The following is a 19,489-nucleotide window of genomic DNA, read 5'->3' as shown; positions in this document are numbered from 1 at the left end:
GTGGGGGTCGGTTGCCGCGGGGCTGTGGGGTCAGATGCCGCGGGGCTTGAGCAGGTCTTCGGCGAGCCCGCTCAGCCAGTCGATGAAGAAGGCGATGCACGCGGTCAGCACGGCGCCCACGATGGTCACGGGCATGCGGTTCAGCTTGAGCCCGTTGATGATCAGCTCGCCGAAGCCGCCCGCGGCGACGAACGCGCCGAGCGTGGCGACGCCGACGGTCAGGACGAGCGCGGTCCGCAGGCCGGCGAGGATCGCCGGCACGGCCAGCTTGAGCTCGACCCGGCGCAGCACCTGCCCCTTGGTCATCCCCATGCCGCGCGCGGCCTCGATGAGCGCCGGATCGACCTGCTGCACGCCGACCATCGTGTTGCGCAGCACGGGCAGCACCGCGTAGGCGACCAGGCCGACCAGGGCGGTCTGGAAGCCCACCCCGAACATGAACGTGCAGAGCACGAGCAGTCCGATGGCCGGGATCGCCTGGCCGAGGTTGGCCATGGTGAGGATGACGGGGGCGATCAGCCGGTTGCGGGCCCGGGAGGCGACGACGCCCAGGGGGATCGCGACGACCACCACGAGCGCGGTGGCCAGGAGCGTCATCTGGATGTGCTCCACGGCCTTGGTCAGGAGGAACTCCCGGGTGAGGCTGCGGCTCTCGATCGAGTCCAGGCTCTGCGCGCCGACCCATACGTATAGGCCGATCAGTACGCCGCACAGGACGACCGGGGTGATGACGTGCCGCAGACCTGACAGGCGCCAGGTCGGGCGGGTCCGGCCGGCACGGAGTGTCGCGGTGGTCACCGGCGGACCGCCTCCTTCAGGGCGGCGGCCGGCCCGGCTCCCACCGGCTCCTTCCGCGCGGGGGCGGTCCCCGATGCCGGTTCGGTTCCTACCGCCTCGCACAGCGCGTCGTAGGTGAGCACGCCGGACGGTGAGCCGCAGCGGTCGGTGCCGTGGGCGAGCATGACGTCCAGGGCCTCGCGCAGGCTGGCGTCCGCGGTGATCCGCGGCATGTCCGCGCTCATCGGCTGCCGCTCACACTGGACGTCCGCCACGCGTAGCAGTGCGAGCCGCTTGAGCGTGGCGTCCTGCCCGATGAAGCCGGCGACGTAGTCGTCGGCGGGGTTGGCCAGGATGTTCGCGGGCGTGTCGTACTGCGCGATGTGCGATCGCTCCCGGAGTACGGCGATGCGGTCGCCGAGCTTGATGGCCTCCTCGAAGTCGTGCGTGACGAAGATGATCGTCTTGCGCAGCTGCTTCTGGAGCTTGACGAACTCGTTCTGCAGGTGTTCACGGGTGATGGGGTCGGTGGCGCCGAAGGGCTCGTCCATCAGCATCACGGGCGGGTCGGCCGCCAGCGCCCTGGCCACGCCCACCCGCTGCTGCTGCCCGCCGGAGAGCTGGCTGGGGTAGCGGTCGTGGAAGGCCGACGGCTCCAGGTTCACCAGGGTCAGCAGTTCCTCGACCCGGTCGGCCGTACGGGCGGCGGACCAGCCCAGCAGCTTCGGCACCAGGCCGATGTTCTGGCCGATGGTCAGATGCGGGAACAGCCCCACCTGCTGGATGGCATAGCCGATGTGCCTGCGCAGCTCGTCGGGATGCAGGCTCAGCACGTCCTGGCCGCCGATGCGGATCTCGCCCGACGTGGGCTCGACCAGGCGGTTGATCATCTTCATCGTGGTCGTCTTGCCGCAGCCCGACGGGCCGACGAAGACCACGAGTTCACCGGCGGGGATGTCGAGATCGACGTTGTCCACCGCGGGCGCGGGCTGCCCTGGGTAGTGCTTGGTCAGTGCCCGCAGCTCAATACGCGCGCCTCCGGTGTCACGGTCGAACACGAAGCCCCCTTGGGATGGTCAGTTGACGTACGGCGAAAAAGAACAGGTCGAACAGCACCGCGATGACCACGATGCCGAGCGTGCCGGCGAGCGTCGCGTTGAGCGCGTTCACCGAGCCCAGCCGGGACAGCCCTTCGAAGATCTGCGTGCCGAGGCCGGGCCCGTCGACGTAGGCGGCGATGGCCGCGATGCCGATGAGCATCTGCGTGGCGACGCGCACTCCGGTGAGGATCAGCGGCCAGGCCAGCGGCAGTCGCACCTTCAGCAGGACGCGGAGGCGGCTCATGCCCATCCCGCGCCCCGCCTCCACCATGGCGGCGTCGACGCCGCGCAGCCCCGCGACCGTGTTCCTGATGATCGGCAGGAAGGCGTACGCGGTCAGCGCGACCAGCGTGGACCCCCATCCCAGCCCGGTGACTGGGATGAGCAGGGTGAGCAGTGCCAGGGAGGGAACCGTCAGGATCGCGGCGGAGATGCCCAGCGAGGCACCCCGGGTCTTGGGAAGGTCGTGGGTGAGGAGTCCGATGCCGACGCCGACGGCGGTGGAGATGCCGATGGCGACGCCTACGACCAGGGCGTGTTCGGCGGCAGCCAGCGAGAGGGTGTCCCAGCGCGAGACCACGTACTCGCTGAAGTTCATAGAGTGTCCGCCTTTACTTACGCTTGTAGGAATGTGTAAACGTATGTGACCAATTGCAGTCATCGCAAAACGGGTTGCGGTCAGCGCAACTGAGCGAGGGTGGGAATGAGCGAGAAGTCGCCGCTGTCGTCGGCCGGACTCCGGCGGGACATGGACATCCTGGAAGTGCTGGCGGGCAATGGGGACGATCGCGACGTGGACGGGTTCGGCGTCAACTGGATCGCGCAGCGGCTGGGCCGGGAGAAGAGCCAGGTGTCGAGGGCGCTGCGCGGTCTGGAGGCCGAGGGCATGGTCGAGCGCGACCCGCTGACCAAGCGCTATCGCCTGGGCTGGCGGCTGTTCGCGCTCGCGGCGCGTACGCAGCAGTCGAGGCTGGTCCAGCTGGCCGTGCCCTTCCTGCGGCGGCTGGCCACGGTCTGCGACGAGGACACGCACCTGTGCGTGCAGCGCGGCGACATGGCGCTCACGCTGATGACGCTGCCCTCCTCGCGGGCCTTCCACCGGATCTGGGAGGGCATCTCGATCCCGGTGATCATGGCGGCGGCCGGGCGGTCGCTGCTGGCGGACTGGGACGACGCGCAGATCCGCGAAAGCCTGCGGGCTGCCCTGCCCGCCGGCCTGGGCTCCGCGGTCGACGACGAGAAGCAGTGGCTGGCCGACGTCGCCCACGTACGCTCCTTCGGCTACGCGGTGACGGCGTTCGAGCTGGACGACGGTGTGTTCGGGGTGTCGGCGCCGGTACGCGACCACCGAGGGGTGATCGCGGCCGCCGTCTCCGTGTCGGTCACTCGCGCGCCGAACGAGGCCCGCCTGCACGAGGTCGGTGGCATCGCCGCGGAGACGGCGCGCCAGCTCTCGGTCGCCTTGGGGCTGCCACCGGGCGGCCGAGGCGTTCTGTCGGCCATGCCGCTGCGGGTGCGGTGAACCGGACGCGTTGCGGAAACGCGTCCCGCATGTCAAGTCTGTGACGCCTCACAAACCCGGGCCGTACGCTCGCCCCCGCCCTTGTGCAGCCGCGCGATGGGCAGCAGCATCGCGGCGGTCAGGCCGCTCAGCAGGCCGAAGGCCAGGTGGAAGTCTCCTGTCGCGTCGCGTAGCGCTCCCACCAGCAGCGGCGCCAGGGCGGCGCAGGCGTAGCCGACGAAGAACGCCATCGCGCTGATCCGTCCGGCCTCGGCGGCGTCGCGGCTGACCACCACGGGAAGCGTGAGCACGAGCGTGAACAGCCCCCCGTGACCGACGCCCAGAGCGGCGATCCACAACCAGGTGACCGTCGCCGGCGCCGCCGCCAGCCCCGCGAACCCGATCGCCGTCAACACCGTCGTCAGGGCCAGCCCGGTGCGCCTGTCCCGCCCCTCACCCAGCAGCGCCGGTACGGCCAGCATGGCGACGACCTGGATGGAGATCATCACGGTCAGCAGCACGCCCGCGCCGGTGGCGCCATGCTGCCCGTCCTCGTGCAGCAGGGGGACGACCCAGGCCAGTTCGCAGTAGTACAGCGCGGAGTTGGCGGCGGACAGCGCGGTGATGCGCCACGCCACACCGCTCCGCCAGGGCAGCCCCTTGGTGACGGGGCCCGCTTGGACCGCCCCGGTTCGGTCCGTTCCCGCAGTGCTGTCGAGGCCCAGGGAGGTGGCGGAGGCCGACCACGTCGCCATGCCCGCCACCGCGAGCACCGACCAGCAGGCCAGCGCGCCCGGCCAGGAGTCGATGGCGTCGGCGAGCGGGGCGGTCACCCCGGCCGCGACCGCCCCGCCCAGGCCGAGGCCGGCCGTGTAGATGCCGGTCACCAGGCCGGCGCGGTCGGCGAAGCGGGTCTTGACCACGGCGGGCAGCAGCGTCTGCGCGATCGCGATCCCGGCCCCGACGGCCGCCGCGCAGATCAGCTGCAGCCAGGCGGAGCCGCCGAGGACGCGGGCCGCCGTCGCCACGGCGATGACGGCGAGCCCGAACAGCACCCCGCGCCGCAGCCCGAACCTGCGGCCGACCACGGCGGCCAGAGGCGCGCAGACCCCCATCGCCAGCGTCGGGATGGTCGTCAGCAGCGCCACTCCCGTGGCGGACAGGTCGAGGTCGGTTCGGATGCGGTCCACCAGAGGGGACACGGCGGCGATCGCCGGCCGCAGGTTCGCCGCGGCGACGAACAGCGCGACGGCGGCCGCGCCCAGGGCGGTACGCGTCATGGAGACTCCTAGTTGATCTCGGATATTTTCCATCCGAGTTCTATCACGGACATTTCTTATCCGGAATGGGTAGGGTGCTCGCATGAAGATGTCCAACGGAGTGGAGTGGGCGCTGCACGGCTGCGTCACGCTCAGCCAGAGCCGGGACCCGGTGCCGGCGGCGCGGCTCGCGGAGCTGCACGGCACCCCTCCGGCGTACCTGGCCAAGCACCTCCAGGCGCTCTCCAGGGCGGGCATCGTACGGTCGACGGCCGGCCAGGTCGGCGGCTATCTCCTCACCAGGCCCGCCGCGGCGATCACCGTGCTGGAGGTGGTCCAGGCCATCGACGGCACCGAGCCCGCCTACCGGTGCACGGAGATCCGGCAGCAGGGGCCGCTGGCCGTACCGGCCGAACGGTGTGACCGGCCGTGCGCGATCGCCCGCGCGATGGCCTCGGCGCAGGAGGCCTGGTCCGGTGCGCTGGCGGGCATCACGATCGCGGACCTGGCGGCGGGCATCGATGCCGACAGCGAGGGCACGGCGATGGCCGATGTCCGCCGCTGGCTGACCGCTACGGCGTGACGTTCTCCATGAAAGCGACGGTCACCTCCAGCCCGCCGCCAGGCAGGGCGCGGGCCTCCAGCGTGCCGTGGTGGGCCTGGACGATGGCGGCGACGATCGACAGGCCCAGCCCCAGGCCGTCGCCGGTGGCTCTCCTGCCGGTCTCCAGCCGCTGGAAGGGCTGCAGGAGCGTGGGGACCCGTTCGGGCGGGATCACCGGGCCGCTGTTGGCGACCCTGAGAGTAGGCCGCCCGGACTCCACGGCTGTCGTCACCTTGATCCAGCCGTCGGGCACGTTGTGCCGTGCGGCGTTGTCCAGCAGGTTCGCGACCAGGCGTTCGAGCAGGGCACGGTCGCCGGACGCGGGTGCCGGGCGCAGCGCGGACTCGACGCGGACGCCCTGGTCGCCCCGCTGGTCGAGGGCCTGCCTGGCGATCGCGGCCAGGTCGAGGGGTTGCCGGTTGCTCAGGCCCTGCTGGCTGCGGGCCAGGGTGAGGAGGGCCTCGATGAGCCGTTCCTGGTGCTTTCCGTTGGCGAGCAGCCGTTCCAGTACGGCCCGCAACGACCCGGCGTCGGTCGTGGAGTCGGCGAGCGCGACCTCGACCATGGCCTGCTGCAGCGTCAGCGGGGTGCGCAGCTCGTGGGAGGCGTTGGCGACGAACCGCCGCTGCGCGGTGAACGCGGCCTCCAGCCGATCCAGGAGCTCGTCGAAGGTGTCGGCCAGCTCCTTGAGCTCGTCGTCCGGCCCGGACGCGGCCAGCCGCCGGTCGAGCCGGTCGGCCGTGATGCGCCGGACGGTGGCCGTCATGTCGCCCAGCGGCCGTAGGACGCGCCCGGCCATGAGCTGCCCCAGCAGTACCGACGCGAACGCCATGACCGCCAGCGCGACCAGGGAGTTGACCAGCAGCCGGCGCAGGCTCTCGGCCTGCTGCGCCTTCACCTGGGGCTCAGGTACGGGCAGGTCGAGCCCCCCGGGTGCCGTGGGAGCGGTCGGCGGCCCTGGGAAGGGCGAGTACACCACCAGGAGGTAGATGAGGGTGACCAGCACCACCGCGGCCAGCAGGAACAGCCCGCTGTACAGGAGCGTCAGGCGCAGCCGGGCCGTCCGCCTCATATCCGGTATCCGGCCTGCGGAACCGTCTCGATCAGCGGTGGGTCGCCCAGTTTGCGGCGCAACCGGCTGATCGTCACCTTCACTGTCTGCGTGAACGGGTCGGCGAACTCGTCCCAGCCCTGCTCCAGGAGCTGTTCGGCGGAGACCACGGCACCCTGGGCGGCCAGCAGCAGCTCCAGCACCGCGAACTCCTTGGGGCTCAGCGACAGCCGCCGCCCGTCGCGGGTGGCGATCCGCGTGGTCGAGTCGAGGCGCAGGTCGCCGTGGACGAGCACCGGCGGCAGCGCTGGCCGCGACCGTCTGGCCAGCGCCCGGAGCCGGGCGACCAGCTCGGCGAAGGCGAACGGCTTGGGCAGGTAGTCGTCGGCGCCGACCCCCAGCCCGGTCACTTTGTCATCGATCGTCCCGGCGGCGGTGAGCATCAGCACCCGCGCCGGGTAGCCCGCGCCCACGAGCGACCTGCAGACGTCGTCGCCGTGCAGGCCAGGCAGGTCGCGGTCGAGGATGACCACGTCGTAGTGGTTGGTGGAGGTACGGTCCAGCGCGGCGTCGCCGTCCAGCACCACATCGACGGCCATGCCCTCACGGCGCAGCCCCGCGGCCACGGTGTGGGCCAGTTCCTCGTGGTCTTCGACCATCAGCACCCTCATGATCTCCCCAGGATGCCCAGCCGCCGGTTACAGCGGGGTAACCGCCGCCGTTCCCGTCCCGTAACCGGTCCTCGGCTTTGCTTGCCTTACCGAACAAACGCGACAGAAACGGAGGAGCCATCATGCTCGGCTCAACGATCAGGAACGTGGTCCTCGCCGCAGCGGTCGTCGCCGCGGGAGTGGGTGGGGGCGCGAGTATGCTGTCCGCCCCGGACGGCCCCCGCGGGGACGCCAAGGCGTTCACCGACTGCATGCGTTCGAAGGGGCTGCCCGACTTTCCCGAGGTGGCGGTCTCCTCGGACGGGCTGGTCAACCTCGAGATCAAGGGTGAACGCGTCGACGCCCTCTCCGCCAAGTACGGGGCGGCGGTGAAGGCGTGCGAGTCGCTGCTGCCCACCGGCACCCAGTTGCCGGGCGCCCCCGGCGCGCCCGGAGCGCCTGTGGCGCCGGTGATCCGCGTGGCGTCCTGAGCGCTGGCGGCGCCGGCGATCCGCGAGGCCCCTGTGGCGCCGGTGAGCCCTGCCCGCTGAGTGGTCAGGGGAGGTTCGGGCGGACCGAGTCGCGGACGACGATGTGCGTGCCCAGCAGGACGTGCTCAGCGGCGCCCGTCCTGCCGCGCTCGCGTTCGAGCGCCAGCCGTACGGCGGTGCGCCCCAGTTCCTCGTGCGGTACGTGCACGGTGGTCAGGTCGATGTCGGCGGCGGGCGGCAGGTCGTCGAAGCCGACCATGGACACGTCGTCCGGAATGCGCAGGCCCCGCTCCCTGAGCGCCTGGCGGGCACCCGCGGCGATCAGGTCGTTGCCGGCGAAGATGGCGGTGAAGTCGCGCGGTCCCGCGTCGAGCCGTTCGCGCACCATGCGGTAGCCCTCGTGGCGCTCCATCGTGCCCGCCACCTCCAGCGCCGGATCGCCGGGCACGTGGTAGGCGGCCAGCGCCGCCCGGTAGCCGGCGATGCGGCTCTTCGGAGTGCTGTAGCCGTCCCGTCGCCCGAGGAACAGGATGCGCTGGTGGCCCGCCGAGAGCAGGTGGCTGGTGATGGCGTACGCGCCGCCGGTGTTGTCGTATTCGACCACGATGGCCGGTACGTCGGCGCCCAGCGGGGGGCGCCCGCACAGCACGAGCTGCGAGCCCGCGAGGGCCAGGGCACGGGCGTACTCGCCCATCCGCTCGCGGTAGGCGTCGTCGGCCACCACGTTGCCGACCAGGATGACCGCGTCGGCGTGCTCCTCGCGCATGAGCTGGATCGTCGCCAGCTCCCGTTCCGGATCGCCTCCGGTGGTGCCGACGATGCACAACCGGCCTTCGAGGGCGGCCTGGGTCTGCACACCCTGGGCGACGGCGGCGTAGTGGGGGGAGATGACCGAGTTGACGATGATGGCGACGCTGCTGCTGCTCGCCCCGGCCAGCCCCCGGGCGTGGGCGTTGGCCACGTAGTCGAGCTCGCGGACCGCCCGCATGACCTTGCCGCGCGTGGCGGGCGCGCTGGGATAGGTGCCGGACAGGATCCTGGACACCGTGGCGACGGATACGCCGGCGTGTTTCGCCACGTCACGGATCGTCGACGGTCGCGGCCCGCCGTCATCGGACGCCGTCCGCCGGGCCATGCCGCCTCCCAAAGTTAAAACGGTTACTATCGCGACGCCATTTTAGCCAGAAAAGCCCTGCTCAAATGGCGTAGTATCCGCTTTATGCGCCTCCCATCCGCCAATGCCGAGCTGTCCGCCTACACCGGCTGGACCCGGGCGCACTGGGAGGCCGTGGCGGATCACCTGCTGGCGTCCGTGGTGCCGTACGCCACCGACGACTTCGCCCAATACCGCCTGCCGGGCAGGCAGAGCATCTCGGGGCCGGTGAGCGATGGGCTGGAGGGGTACGCCCGCACGTTCATGCTGGCCGCGTTCCGGATCGCCGGGGCGGCTGGTCAGGTGCCGCCCGCCCTGCTGGAGCGGTACGCCCAGGGGCTGGTGGCGGGCACCGACCCGGCGCACCCGTACGCCTGGCCGCCCCTGACCGACATGTCCCAGCCGCTGGTGGAGGCGGCCTCGATCGCGCTGGCCCTGCACGAGACCCGGCCCTGGCTGTACGACCGGCTGTCCCCGGCCGAGCAGGAGCGGGTGGTGGCGTGGCTGGCGGGTTTCATCGGCAAGCGGACCCCGGACAACAACTGGGTGCTGTTCCGGGTGGTCGTCGAGCAGTTCCTGGCCGAGGTGGGCGGGCCGTACGAGGCCGCCGAGATCACCGGCGGGCTGGAGCGCATCGAGGAGTGGTACGTCGGAGACGGCTGGTACTCCGACGGCGCGGGCAAGAACTTCGACTACTACGCGGGCTGGGCCATGCACCTCTACCCGGTGCTGTGGGCCAGGATGGCCGGGGACACCGCCCGCCTGGCGCGTTACGGTGAGCGGCTGCGGCTCTTCCTCGGCCAGTACCAGCACCTGTTCGCCGCCGACGGCGGGCCCGTGCACCAGGGGCGCTCGCTGACCTACCGGTTCGCCACGGCCGCGCCGCTCTGGCTGGGCGCGCTGACCGGCTCCTCGCCGCTGCCGCCCGGCCGGACCCGGCGGATCGCCAGCGGCGTGCTGCGTCACTTCGCCGAGCGCGGCGTGCCGGACGAGCGCGGGCTGCTGACGCTCGGCTGGTACGACACGTTCCTGCCGGTCACGCAGAGCTACTCCGGGCCGGGCTCGCCCTACTGGGCCAGCAAGGCGTTCCTCGGGCTGCTGCTGCCGCCCGAGCATCCGGTCTGGACGGACGCCGAGGTCCCGGCGCCGATCGACCTCGCGGACCAGGCGGTGGCGCTGCGCCCGCCGGGGTGGCTGCTGCACGCCACCCGCGAGGACGGCGTGGTCCGGCTGGTCAACCACGGCAGCGACCGGGACCGGATCCAGGACCCGTCGGGGCTGCCGGATCCGCACTACCTCAAACTCGCCTACACCAGCCACACCGGGCCGGACCTGGGCGAGGCACCCGGTTTCGACGGGGAGATCGTCGTCGTCGCGCCGGATGGGGCCGTCTCCCGCCGGCGGCGTATCGAGCCCCTCACGACGCAGGACCGGTTCGCCGCCTCCGCCTACCGCGACGACCTGCCGGCCGGGCCGGTCTGCGTGGTGACGGCCTCGGTGGTGGACGGGCCGGCCGAGGTACGGATCCACCAGGTCACCGCGCCCGCCGGACACCGGATCAGGGACGGCGGCCACGCCCTCGCGAGCGAGGCGCCGCTCATGTGGCAGCGCGGCGACGTGAGCGCCGGCGGGAGCGGCGATGCGAGCGGCGGCCGCGGGAGCGGCGAGAGCGGCGTCTGGGCGGCGGCGCGGCGGGCGGACGGGCTGGTCAGCGTGGTGCGCGGGCTGCACGGTTACACGGGCGCGGGGGTGGCGACGGCGGAGGGCGCCAACGCCTTCGGGCGGCACTCGGCCACCCCGTACGTGATCGCCGACGCCCACCCGGGCGGGACCGCCGTGTATGTCAGCCTCGTCCTGCTCACCGGCGCGGACGAGGAGCTCCGGCCGCCCGTGGCGCGGGTCGAGGGCGACCAGGTCACCCTGGAACTGCCGGGCGGCGACTCGGCGACGATCCACCTCACCGGCACTCCCACCTGCGCGCGGGTCGTCAATGGCGGCGACCTTCCCTGACGTGGGGATCGTCGCCGGTGGCGGGCGGCCTTCGCTGAGGTCGGGGGCCGCCGCGGAACCGTTCACCTACCCGAGGAGCCTTCTATGGCACGGCGACCCGTAGCGGTCTTCGCGATCGCGCCCTGGGCCTTCCACGACGTCTTCCCCGCCGACCTCATCACCCGGTTGCGGCAGTCGGTGGACGTCGACCCGGCGGTGACCTTCACCTCGTTCGACGGCGCGGAGGCGGCCCGCGCGCTGGCCACGGCGGAGATCCTGCTGACCGGCTGGGACTGCCCGCGGATCGACGCCGAGGTGCTGAAGGCGGCGCCGGGGCTGCGGGCCCTCGTGCACGCCGCCGGCACCGTCAAGGCCATCGTCGATCCCGTCGTATTCGAGCGCGGGGTCGTCGTGTCGTCCGCGGCGGAGGCGAACGCCGTGCCCGTCGCCGAGTACACCATCGCCATGCTCGTCCTCGGCGCGAAACGGGTCTTCGGGCGGGCCGGCCACTACGCGGCCGGCGCCGACCGGTCCGCCTGGCAGCCGGGCGCGGGCACCGGGCTGCACCACTGCACCGTCGGCGTGATCGGCGCCTCCCGGGTCGGCCGTCATGTGCTGCGGCGGCTGCGCGACTTCGAGGTGGACATCCTGCTGTCCGACCCCCACGTCTCCCCGGAGGAGGCGTCCCGGCTGGAGGTCGAGCTGGTGGACGTGGACGAACTGTGCCGGCGCAGCGACCTGGTCACCGTGCACGCCCCGGCCCTCGCCGAGACCCACCACCTGCTGGACGAACGGCGCCTCGCCCTCCTGCCCGACCAGGCGGTCGTGATCAATACCGCCCGCGGCTCGCTGATCGACACCGAGGCGCTCACCCGGGTGTGCGCGACCGGTCGCGTCTCGGCCGTGCTCGACGTGACCGACCCCGAGCCATTGCCGCTGGAGCATCCGCTCTTCCGGATGCCCAACGTGTTCGTCACCCCGCACCTGGCGGGCGCGCAGGGGCGTGAGTTGCGGCGGCTCGGTGAGTTCGCGGTCGGCGAGCTTGAACGTTTCTTGGGCGGGCGCCCGCTGCGCGGCCGGGTGGAAGCCGCGCAGCTCGACTACCTCGCCTGACGGCTCACCGAAACCCTTTTCGCCCGGCAGCACGCGGAAGTGGCCTGCGATAGGCCGCCGTACTGATTGACAGGTCCGGAAGATCGGTCTACGTTTCCGAAAACCTTTTATTCAGGTGATTCGGCAGAAAGGATTGTTAGCGCTACCACAATCAAGCGCTAGGTTCGATCATTCCCCCCACGCGCTCGATCGGATCGGATCAATCAGGCATGAGAAGAATCATCACGGCCCTGCTGCTCATCGCCGGGTCACTCGCCTTAGGCGCTCCCGCGCAGGCCGCCCAGACCATCGGCTACCCCACCTTCGCCGGCCCGTCGATCCCGGCGGCGCCCGGTACGTACACGACCGGCAACATGATGCAGGCCATCTACGACGCGGAGAGCTCGGGCACGGACTTCTGGATGGACCGGCTGCTCGCCCGCCCCGGCAACGACCCGGCCGGGACCTGGCTCATGTCACGCGGCCGCGCCCTGTTCATGAAGACCCACACACCGGGCACGCTCGGTTTCGCCGGCCAGGTGGCGTACTGGGAGAGCATCAGCAACAACAACGCCTACACCGTGGCCATTACGCCGGGCACCTTCACCGAGCAGGTGAACTCCCGCTGGCAGGCGCCCAGCTACTGGAAGAGCGTGCACACCAGCGGCTCCATCACGGTGAACCAGACGAAGTTCATCACGAACAACAACGTCGCCGTGACGAACCTGTCGATCACCAACGGCGGCTCCAGCTCGACCACGCTGCAGCTGCGGGCGACCTCGCCGTACGCCACCTCCGGGTCGGGCAGTGAGCTGACCGGGCAGGTCAACGCCTACAACAACCTCACCACGATCTACCCCCGGCTGACCGGTGACGGATTCACCGTCTCCAGCGGCGGCCTGAACAGGTCCGTGACGATCGCGGCGGGCGCGACCGTGACCGCCAAGGTGGTCATGGGCTTCGTCACCAACGAGATCCCCGAGTCGCGGACCGAGTATGACGCGTACGCGGGCTACACCAACGCCACCGCCTTCGCCACCCACGTACGGGCCTACAACCTGTGGTGGGCGCAGAACGTGCCCTACATCGACGTGCCCGAGCCGGCCATCAAGAAGAACATCTACTACCGCTGGTGGCTGATGCGCTTCAACAACCTCGACGCCGACATCCCGGGGCAGACGTTCCAGTTCCCCACCTCGACCGAGGGCGTGCTGGGCTACAACAACGCCATCGTGCTCACGCAGCCCATGCACATCGACGACCTGAAATACCTGCGCAACCCGATCTACTCCTACGGCGACTGGCTGAGCGTCGGTCAGGTCTCGAAGAACGGCCGCTTCCTCGACAACCCGGGCGATCCCGAGAACTGGTCCAACAGCTACACCCAGTACATCGGCGAGGCGGCGTGGAAGAGCTACCAGATCCACGGCGGCCAGCCGGCGATCGCCGCCAACCTGGCGCGCTACGCCGAGGGGGACGTCAAGGGCCAGCTCTCCTACTACGACCACGACAACAACAAGCTCATCGAGTACGACTGGGGCGCCCTGACCGGCAACGACGCCGACGCCGTCTCCTTCCACTGGAAGGCCGGCAACATGGACCGCGCCGAGTCTGCCTACCAGTACAGCGGCGCGCTGGCCGCGGCGCAGGCGTACGAGGCGGTCGGCAACACCGCCAAGGCCACCGAGATGCGCACGCTGGCGACGCAGATCCAGAACGCCATCGTCAACGTGCTGTGGAACCCCAACCGGCAGCTGTTCGAGCACCGGCTGAAGTCCACCAACGAGTGGGTGCCGTGGAAGGAGATCAACAACTACTACCCGTTCGCCGTCGGCGCCATCCCCAACACCGCGACCTACAAGCAGGCCCTGCGCCTGTTCGACGATCCGGCGCAGTATCCGATCTTCCCCTTCTACACCGCCAACCAGGCCGACAAGGCGGCCTCGGGCACAGGTAGCAACAACTTCTCCACGATCAACTCCACCGTGCAGTTCCGCCTGCTCTCCTCGGTGCTGCGGAACTACTCCAACTCGTGGATCGACGCGACCTGGTACAAGAAGCTCCTGTACTGGAACGCCTGGGCCCAGTACATCAACGGCAACACCCAGTACCCCGACGCCAACGAGTTCTGGGCCGACTGGAACGGCTCCTCGATCACCTACCGTTCCTGGATCCACCACAACATCCTGGGCAGCAGCAACTGGACCGTGATCGAGGACGTGGCGGGGCTGCGCCCGCGTAACGACGCGAAGGTGGAGCTCTCACCGATCAACATCGGCTGGACCCACTTCACCGTCAACAACCTGCGCTACCGCAACGCCGACCTGACCATCGTCTGGGACGACCCGGCGGACGGCGTGGTCCGCTACCCGGGCGTGCCCGAGGGCTACTCCATCTTCATCAACGGCAGCAGGGTCGCCACGGTCGGCTCGCTGGTGCCGTTCACCTGGGACCCGGCCACCGGCAATGTCACCACGAGCGGCACGGTCACCTACCACGTGGCCTCGCCGGGGCTGCAGGCGCCCGCGCAGGTGACGCAGTCCAGCGCCCGGATGGTGGACCTGCTGGCCAAGGCCGGGGTCGACCTGACCGCCGACCTGACCAACCTGGCTCAGGGGTCGAGCGTCTCGACCTCCTCCACCGCCTCGGGCAGCACGGCCGCGGGCGCGGTCGACGGCTTCCCGATCAACGAGCCGTTCTGGGGCGGCACCGGCGCCTCCCAGGACTGGTACGAGGTGAACTTCGGGGCCGCCCGCACGCTCAACGAGGTACGGCTCTACTTCAAGGACAGCCGCCCGGCCAGCGCCACCTACCGGGCTCCCGCCTCCTACGACATCCAGTACTACAACGGCAGCGCCTGGGTCAGCGTGCCGAGCCAGGCCAAGAGCCCGTCGGCGCCACGGGCCAACTACAACGTGGTGCAGTTCCCGGCGATCAGCGCCCAGCGGGTACGGGTGCTGGCCACCAACGCCTCGGGGGCCAAGACCGGGCTCACCGAGATCAAGATCTTCAACCGCGGTGGCACCCAGCAGCCGCCGAGCGGCAACCTGGCCGCCTCGGCGACCCCGTCGGCGTCGAACACCTCCTCCTGGGAGAGCGTCGCCGCCATCAACGACGGCATCGACCCGCCCTCGTCCAACGACACCGTGAACCCGCGCTGGGGCTGCTGGCCGGAGACCGGGCAGCAGTGGGTGGACCTGACCTGGTCCTCGGCCCAGACCCTGAACAAGGCCGAGGTGTACTTCTTCGACGACGACGAGGGCATCGACATGCCGGCATCGTGGAAGCTCCAGTACTGGAACGGCACCGCCTACGTCGACATGCCCGGCGCCAGTGCGTACGGGCTGGCGAAGAACCAGTACAACACCGTCAACTTCACGGCGACGAGCACCACCCGTCTGCGGGTGCTGCTGACCGGTAACGGCACCAACTCCGTCGGCCTCCTGGAGGTCAAGGCGTACGGGCCGTGACAGCCGGGGGCGTGCCTTCCGGGGCACGCCCCTTCACGGCCGTTTCTTACAAGACCGCAGCTCGGCGGCAGGGTCATCATGAAGACATGAACGTTGATCTTTCCGCTGCCACGGCCTTCCTGGCCACGCACGCACGGGTCCTGGACCGCCGCCGCTTCGAGGTCCTCATGGGCCAGGGCGATCCGGCCGGTGCGCTGGCCGCGCTGGACGGCTACCGCAACCCCGACGGCGGCTACGGCTGGGGTCTGGAGCCCGACCTGCGCTCGCCCGAGAGCCAGCCCGGTGCCGCGCTGCACGCCTTCGAGGTGTTCGAGGACACCGCCCCGGCCGCCACCACGCGGGCGGCCGAGCTGTGCGACTGGCTGGCGTCGGCCTCGCTGCCCGACGGCGGCCTGCCGTTCGCGCTGCCCCGCGCCTCCGACGCCGGCAACGCGCCCTGGTGGGCCGGCGCCGACAGCACGGTGTCCTCGTTGCAGATCACCTCCGTCACCGTGGCCACCGCGCACCGGGTCGCCGCCCACCTGCCCGGCGTGGCCGCGCACCCCTGGCTGGACCGGGCCACCCGTTACTGCCTGGACACGATCGCCGCCCTCGACCAGCGGCCGCACGCGTACGTGCTGGCCTTCGCGCTGCGGTTCCTGGACGCCGTGCACGACACCCACCCGGAGGCCGCCGGGCTCCTCGACCGGCTGGGCGCGTACGTCCCGGCCACCGGCCAGGTGCACGTCGAAGGCGGCACCGAGCACGAGATGCTCCGCCCGCTGGACTTCGCGCCGGTCCCGGACCGCCCGGTGCGGTCCCTGTTCGCCCCGGAGCTGATAGAAGCCGACCTCGACCGCCTGGCCGGGGCGCAGCAGGACGACGGCGGATGGACCGTCGACTACGCCCAGATCTCACCCGCGGGCGTCCTGGACTGGCGCGGCTACACGACCGTGGCCGCTCTCGGCGTCCTGCGGCGCAACGCGCGGATCTGACGCCGTCAGGCGGATGATCCCCGGGACGGGGAAGAGCATGAGGTAGAGGTTCGGTATCCACCAGAGGGGTGAGAAGTCCCCGCGCAGGGTCCAGAACGCGATCGCCATCAGCCCGGACGCCATCGTCAGCACCAGCGAGACCAGCATCAGCGGCGAGCCGCTGGGCGAGCCCCGGCGCAGGAGCAACAGGCTGGTCAGGCCGGTCGCGCTGGCCAGGAGATCGATCCAGAGGAACGACCAGTTCCAGTCGGCCATCAAGGGATTGGCGTAGTCGGCGAACGCCCACTCCGGCGGGATCAGGCCAAGGCCGGTCACGGTGAAGTAGACGACGAAGCCCACGTCCGTGACCAGCATCAACGCCTTAGTGGTGCGCGGCACGATCGATCGCCTCCATGAGATAGTCGCGGGTCCGCTCGTGCAGCCCCGGCCCCGGTTCGCTCAGCCCGAGCAGCCTCACCGCCCACCATCCGTCGACCGCGAGCCGTATCGCCGTCGCCGCGGCCGGGTCGATGCCGTCGTCGGCGAGCCGTGCCTGCCAGGCGGCGAACCGCTCACGCAGCGGCGCCAGCCCGGCCGGATCGACCAGGACCCCGGCCAGCAGCGCGACGGTCACCCGGTCGGCCGGGGCGGCAGTGGTGTGCCGTTCGGGAAGCGTCGCCCGCACGTAGGCGCGCAGGAAGTCGCCCGGTCTGTCGCCCGCTTGGTCGAGCGCGTCGTCGAAGGCCTTCGTCAAGCGCTCGATCATGGCGGCGGTCAGCGCTTGCTTGGTGGGGAAGTGATAGAAGAGGCCGCCTTTGGAGACGCCTGCCCGCTTGGCGACGGCTTCCAGCGTGAGCGACTCCGCACCGTCGGACAGCAGCACGTCGGCGGCGGCGTCCAGCAGCCGGTCTTTCGAGCTTGGTCTGGGCATATTCGTATGTATACCGGCCAGCCGGTATATTTTCAACGTACGTGATCGCCGATAGGCTGACCGCACCGATGGCGAGGCCCATATTGTGCAATCTTGCGCTTAAATCCCGTCATTCGAGCAGGTCCGAGCTCTTGACAGAAGCGTTCGTGCTCGATTTACTCCGATGAACGCCGGTATCTAGCATCCGGCGCCAGAGGTACGCCTAGCCGGTAGATGGTCACCACCATGAGCCCGGACTAAGTCGCCAGGATCGCTGTCAGCGTCCGAGGCGGGGACGTACCCCCTATCGTCTGGAGTCCGACGATGAGCCCCACCCGTAGATGTTTGAGTGCTGCGGCGGCATTGACGGCCGCCGTGGCCGCGCTTGCCGCCACGCCGTCGACCGCCTCGGCGGCCGCGTTCACCCCGCCTCCGACCCATGCCGGGTTCGACTACCAGATCGGCGGCGCCTACACGCCCCCGTCAGGGGTCACCGTGGTCAGCAGGGACAGGTCCGCGGCTCCCGCGGCGGGGCTGTACAACATCTGCTACGTCAACGCCTTCCAGGTCCAGCCCGGCGAGGAGAAGGACTGGGACTCCGACCTGCTGCTGCGTGACGCCAACGGCAAGGTCGTCATCGACGAGGACTGGGGCGAGGCGCTGCTGGACCTGCGTACGGACGCCAAGCGCCAGCGGGTCGCCGCGAAGGTCAACTCCTGGATCACCGGCTGCAAGACCAAGGGCTACCAGGCCATCGAGCCCGACAACTACGACAGCTACACCCGTTCGAAGAGCCTGCTGACGGCCTCGAACGCCCAGGCGTACATCCGGCTGCTCAGCAGCCACGCCCACAGCCAGGGCCTGGCCATCGCGCAGAAGAACACCTCGGAGCTGGCCGGCTCGCGCACGGCGAACGGGCTCGACTTCGCGGTCGCGGAGGAGTGCGGCCAGTACAAGGAGTGCGGCGACTACACCGCGGCGTTCGGCAACAACGTGATCGTCATCGAGTACACCGCCACCGGTCTGTCGAGGGCGTGCTCCGGCTGGGGTACCAAGCTGAGCATCGTCCGGCGCGACGTTGACGTCTCACCCAAGGGCAGCAGCGGATATGTCCGCAAGACCTGCTGACCGGTCTTCTGACCACGGTTTCTGGAGGTAAAGATGGAGCGCGTTGCCCCACTGCCCTCCCGCCGAGACGTCCTGCGCGGCGGGTACGCCCTGGCGCTCACGGCGGTGGCGGGAACGTCGCTGGCCGGGTGCGCGAAAGGCGCCGGCGATGGCGTCGGCGCCGACGGGCGGGTCACGATCGAGCTCTGGCACGGTCAGACCGACACCGCCAAAGACGCCCTGGCGCGGCTGGTGGCCGACTTCGAGCGGGCGCATCCCGGCATCCGGGTGGACATGGGCGGGGGAGTGCTGGCCGACGCGATGCTGCAGAAGATCACCGCGTCGCTCGCGTCCGGCTCCTACCCCGACATCGCCTACATCTTCGGATCGGACCTGGCCAACGTCGCGCGCAGCCCGCAGGTGGTGGATCTGACCAGCATGGTCGAGTCCGGTCCCACGCCGTGGAACGACTTCTGGGCGCCGGCGCGGGCCGCCGTCACGATCAACGGCCAGGTCCGCGCGGCTCCGGCGGTGCTCGACTCGCTCGCCGTGGTCTGCAACAAGAAGGTGTTCCGCGACGCGGGGGTGCCTCTGCCCCAGGCGGGCTGGAAGTGGCCGGAGTTCATCGAGACGGCCAAGAAGCTGACCGACGCCGGCAGCGGCCGGTTCGGCACCGGCTGGCCGGGCGCGGCGGACGAGGACACGGTCTGGCGGATGTGGCCGCTGATCTGGGACCTGGGCGGCGACGTGGTCGCCAAGGACGGGCGCGGCATCGGGTTCGCCGACACTGGCGCGCAGGCGTTGCAGGTGGTGGAGGCGCTCGCGAAGGACGCGAGCGTCTACATCGACCCCAAGCCCGGCAGCGAGCAGATGTACCAGGTGTTCCTGGGCGGCCGGATGGGGATGGTCGTCACGGGCCCGTGGCAGCTGCCCGACATCGTGGATGCCAAGATCGACTATGAGGTCGTGCCGCTGCCCAGCTTCAGCGGGCGGCCGATGACGATCTCGGGTCCCGACACCTGGACCATGTTCGACAACGGCGAGACGCGCGTGCGGGCCGCCCGCACCTTCCTGACCTGGCTCATGCAGCCCGCCCAGGACGTGCGCTGGGACGTGGAGGCGGGCAGCATGCCGCTGAGCCGTCCCACCCAGCAACTGCCCGCCTGGAAGAAGCAGGAGGCGGACGCTCCGGGCCTGCCGGTGTTCGTCAAGTCGCTGGAGACGGCCCGGGTCCGCCCCACGCACCCCGCCTATCCGCAGATATCCCAGGCGCTCGGGCAGGCCGTCGTCGCCGTCCTGCTCGGCAAGAGCACCCCCGCCGAAGCGCTGCGCGAGTGTGCCGACGCGGCCAACGCCGCCCTGCTCATACCGCGCTGAGGAGC

18 protein-coding genes are annotated in these 19,489 nt (G+C 70.5%); 9 read left to right on the top strand and 9 right to left on the bottom strand.

What is annotated here, in order from left to right; translation table 11 throughout:
- Nucleotides 1-30: 30 nt before the first annotated feature.
- From KME78_RS04200 to KME78_RS04190, 3 genes are read right to left on the bottom strand one after another with little or no spacing between them, the layout of a single operon-like run.
- The gene (locus tag KME78_RS04200; RefSeq protein ID WP_219527408.1) at nt 31-798 is read right to left on the bottom strand and encodes an ABC transporter permease; all 768 of its coding nucleotides are present in this window, start codon (nt 796-798) and stop codon (nt 31-33) included.
- Nucleotides 795-1,835 (bottom strand): ABC transporter ATP-binding protein, encoded by a 1,041-nt coding sequence (locus KME78_RS04195; protein WP_219527407.1) that lies wholly within the window; start codon nt 1,833-1,835, stop codon nt 795-797. The genes KME78_RS04200 and KME78_RS04195 overlap by 4 nt, the downstream gene beginning before the upstream one ends.
- Nucleotides 1,822-2,475, bottom strand: coding sequence for an ABC transporter permease (locus KME78_RS04190; RefSeq protein WP_219527406.1), 654 nt, complete (start codon nt 2,473-2,475; stop codon nt 1,822-1,824). Before KME78_RS04190 ends, KME78_RS04195 begins: the two co-directional genes overlap by 14 nt.
- A 105-nt stretch (nt 2,476-2,580) precedes the next feature.
- Here KME78_RS04190 and KME78_RS04185 point away from each other — a divergent pair, with 105 nt between their 5' ends.
- Nucleotides 2,581-3,399, top strand: coding sequence for an IclR family transcriptional regulator (locus tag KME78_RS04185; RefSeq protein WP_219527405.1), 819 nt, complete (start codon nt 2,581-2,583; stop codon nt 3,397-3,399).
- Nucleotides 3,400-3,431: 32 nt separating this feature from the next.
- Here the strand turns inward: KME78_RS04185 and KME78_RS04180 are convergent, their stop codons facing one another.
- Entirely contained in the window at nt 3,432-4,658 is a 1,227-nt protein-coding gene (locus KME78_RS04180) for an MFS transporter (protein WP_219527404.1), read from the bottom strand.
- Nucleotides 4,659-4,740: 82 nt separating this feature from the next.
- Between KME78_RS04180 and KME78_RS04175 the strand changes: the two genes are divergently transcribed.
- The gene (locus tag KME78_RS04175) at nt 4,741-5,220 is read left to right on the top strand and encodes an RrF2 family transcriptional regulator (protein WP_246650383.1); all 480 of its coding nucleotides are present in this window, start codon (nt 4,741-4,743) and stop codon (nt 5,218-5,220) included.
- Here KME78_RS04175 and KME78_RS04170 read toward each other — a convergent pair.
- Together KME78_RS04170 and KME78_RS04165 are read right to left on the bottom strand one after the other, a co-directional pair.
- Nucleotides 5,210-6,313, bottom strand: a complete 1,104-nt coding sequence (locus KME78_RS04170) for a sensor histidine kinase (protein WP_219527403.1) — start codon at nt 6,311-6,313, stop codon at nt 5,210-5,212. The two genes, KME78_RS04175 and KME78_RS04170, sit on opposite strands and share 11 nt — an antisense overlap.
- Entirely contained in the window at nt 6,310-6,963 is a 654-nt protein-coding gene (locus KME78_RS04165) for a response regulator transcription factor (RefSeq protein ID WP_219527402.1), read from the bottom strand. The genes KME78_RS04170 and KME78_RS04165 overlap by 4 nt, the downstream gene beginning before the upstream one ends.
- Before the next feature lie 122 nt (nt 6,964-7,085).
- On the opposite strand from KME78_RS04165, the gene KME78_RS04160 reads away from it, so the two are divergent.
- The gene (locus KME78_RS04160; protein ID WP_219527401.1) at nt 7,086-7,433 is read left to right on the top strand and encodes a hypothetical protein; all 348 of its coding nucleotides are present in this window, start codon (nt 7,086-7,088) and stop codon (nt 7,431-7,433) included.
- 64 nt (nt 7,434-7,497) lie between these two features.
- On the opposite strand, the gene KME78_RS04155 is transcribed toward KME78_RS04160, so the two are convergent.
- Nucleotides 7,498-8,568 carry a LacI family DNA-binding transcriptional regulator gene (locus KME78_RS04155; RefSeq protein ID WP_219527400.1) on the bottom strand — a complete coding sequence of 357 codons (1,071 nt, stop codon included), beginning with the start codon at nt 8,566-8,568 and terminating at the stop codon, nt 7,498-7,500.
- 84 nt (nt 8,569-8,652) lie between these two features.
- Here KME78_RS04155 and KME78_RS04150 point away from each other — a divergent pair, with 84 nt between their 5' ends.
- The 4 genes from KME78_RS04150 to KME78_RS04135 all read left to right on the top strand — a co-directional run bounded on the left by KME78_RS04150 (nt 8,653) and on the right by KME78_RS04135 (nt 16,111).
- On the top strand, nt 8,653-10,596 hold the full coding sequence (locus KME78_RS04150; RefSeq protein WP_219527399.1) for a DUF2264 domain-containing protein: 1,944 nt from the start codon (nt 8,653-8,655) through the stop codon (nt 10,594-10,596).
- A gap of 84 nt (nt 10,597-10,680) precedes the next feature.
- On the top strand, nt 10,681-11,688 hold the full coding sequence (locus tag KME78_RS04145) for a hydroxyacid dehydrogenase (protein ID WP_219527398.1): 1,008 nt from the start codon (nt 10,681-10,683) through the stop codon (nt 11,686-11,688).
- 209 nt (nt 11,689-11,897) lie between these two features.
- Nucleotides 11,898-15,137 (top strand): MGH1-like glycoside hydrolase domain-containing protein, encoded by a 3,240-nt coding sequence (locus KME78_RS04140; protein WP_219527397.1) that lies wholly within the window; start codon nt 11,898-11,900, stop codon nt 15,135-15,137.
- 86 nt (nt 15,138-15,223) lie between these two features.
- A complete protein-coding gene (locus KME78_RS04135) occupies nt 15,224-16,111 on the top strand; it encodes a hypothetical protein (RefSeq protein WP_219527396.1) in 888 nt (295 codons plus the stop codon).
- Here KME78_RS04135 and KME78_RS04130 read toward each other — a convergent pair.
- Both KME78_RS04130 and KME78_RS04125 read right to left on the bottom strand, forming a co-directional pair.
- Nucleotides 16,031-16,489 carry a DUF5360 family protein gene (locus KME78_RS04130; protein WP_219527395.1) on the bottom strand — a complete coding sequence of 153 codons (459 nt, stop codon included), beginning with the start codon at nt 16,487-16,489 and terminating at the stop codon, nt 16,031-16,033. The two genes, KME78_RS04135 and KME78_RS04130, sit on opposite strands and share 81 nt — an antisense overlap.
- Nucleotides 16,473-17,021, bottom strand: a complete 549-nt coding sequence (locus KME78_RS04125) for a TetR/AcrR family transcriptional regulator (protein ID WP_219527394.1) — start codon at nt 17,019-17,021, stop codon at nt 16,473-16,475. Before KME78_RS04125 ends, KME78_RS04130 begins: the two co-directional genes overlap by 17 nt.
- A gap of 303 nt (nt 17,022-17,324) precedes the next feature.
- Between KME78_RS04125 and KME78_RS04120 the strand changes: the two genes are divergently transcribed.
- Together KME78_RS04120 and KME78_RS04115 are read left to right on the top strand one after the other, a co-directional pair.
- The gene (locus tag KME78_RS04120) at nt 17,325-18,128 is read left to right on the top strand and encodes an endo alpha-1,4 polygalactosaminidase (RefSeq protein WP_219527393.1); all 804 of its coding nucleotides are present in this window, start codon (nt 17,325-17,327) and stop codon (nt 18,126-18,128) included.
- A 33-nt stretch (nt 18,129-18,161) separates the two neighbouring features.
- Nucleotides 18,162-19,484 (top strand): ABC transporter substrate-binding protein, encoded by a 1,323-nt coding sequence (locus KME78_RS04115; protein WP_219527392.1) that lies wholly within the window; start codon nt 18,162-18,164, stop codon nt 19,482-19,484.
- The last annotated feature ends 5 nt before the right edge of the window (nt 19,485-19,489 follow it).

Origin of the sequence: Nonomuraea guangzhouensis, assembly GCF_019396345.1 — a bacterium.
Taxonomy (GTDB): domain Bacteria; phylum Actinomycetota; class Actinomycetes; order Streptosporangiales; family Streptosporangiaceae; genus Nonomuraea; species Nonomuraea guangzhouensis.
The sequence above is the reverse complement of the archived record's forward strand: the minus strand, read 5'-3'. Positions and strand labels throughout refer to the sequence as shown.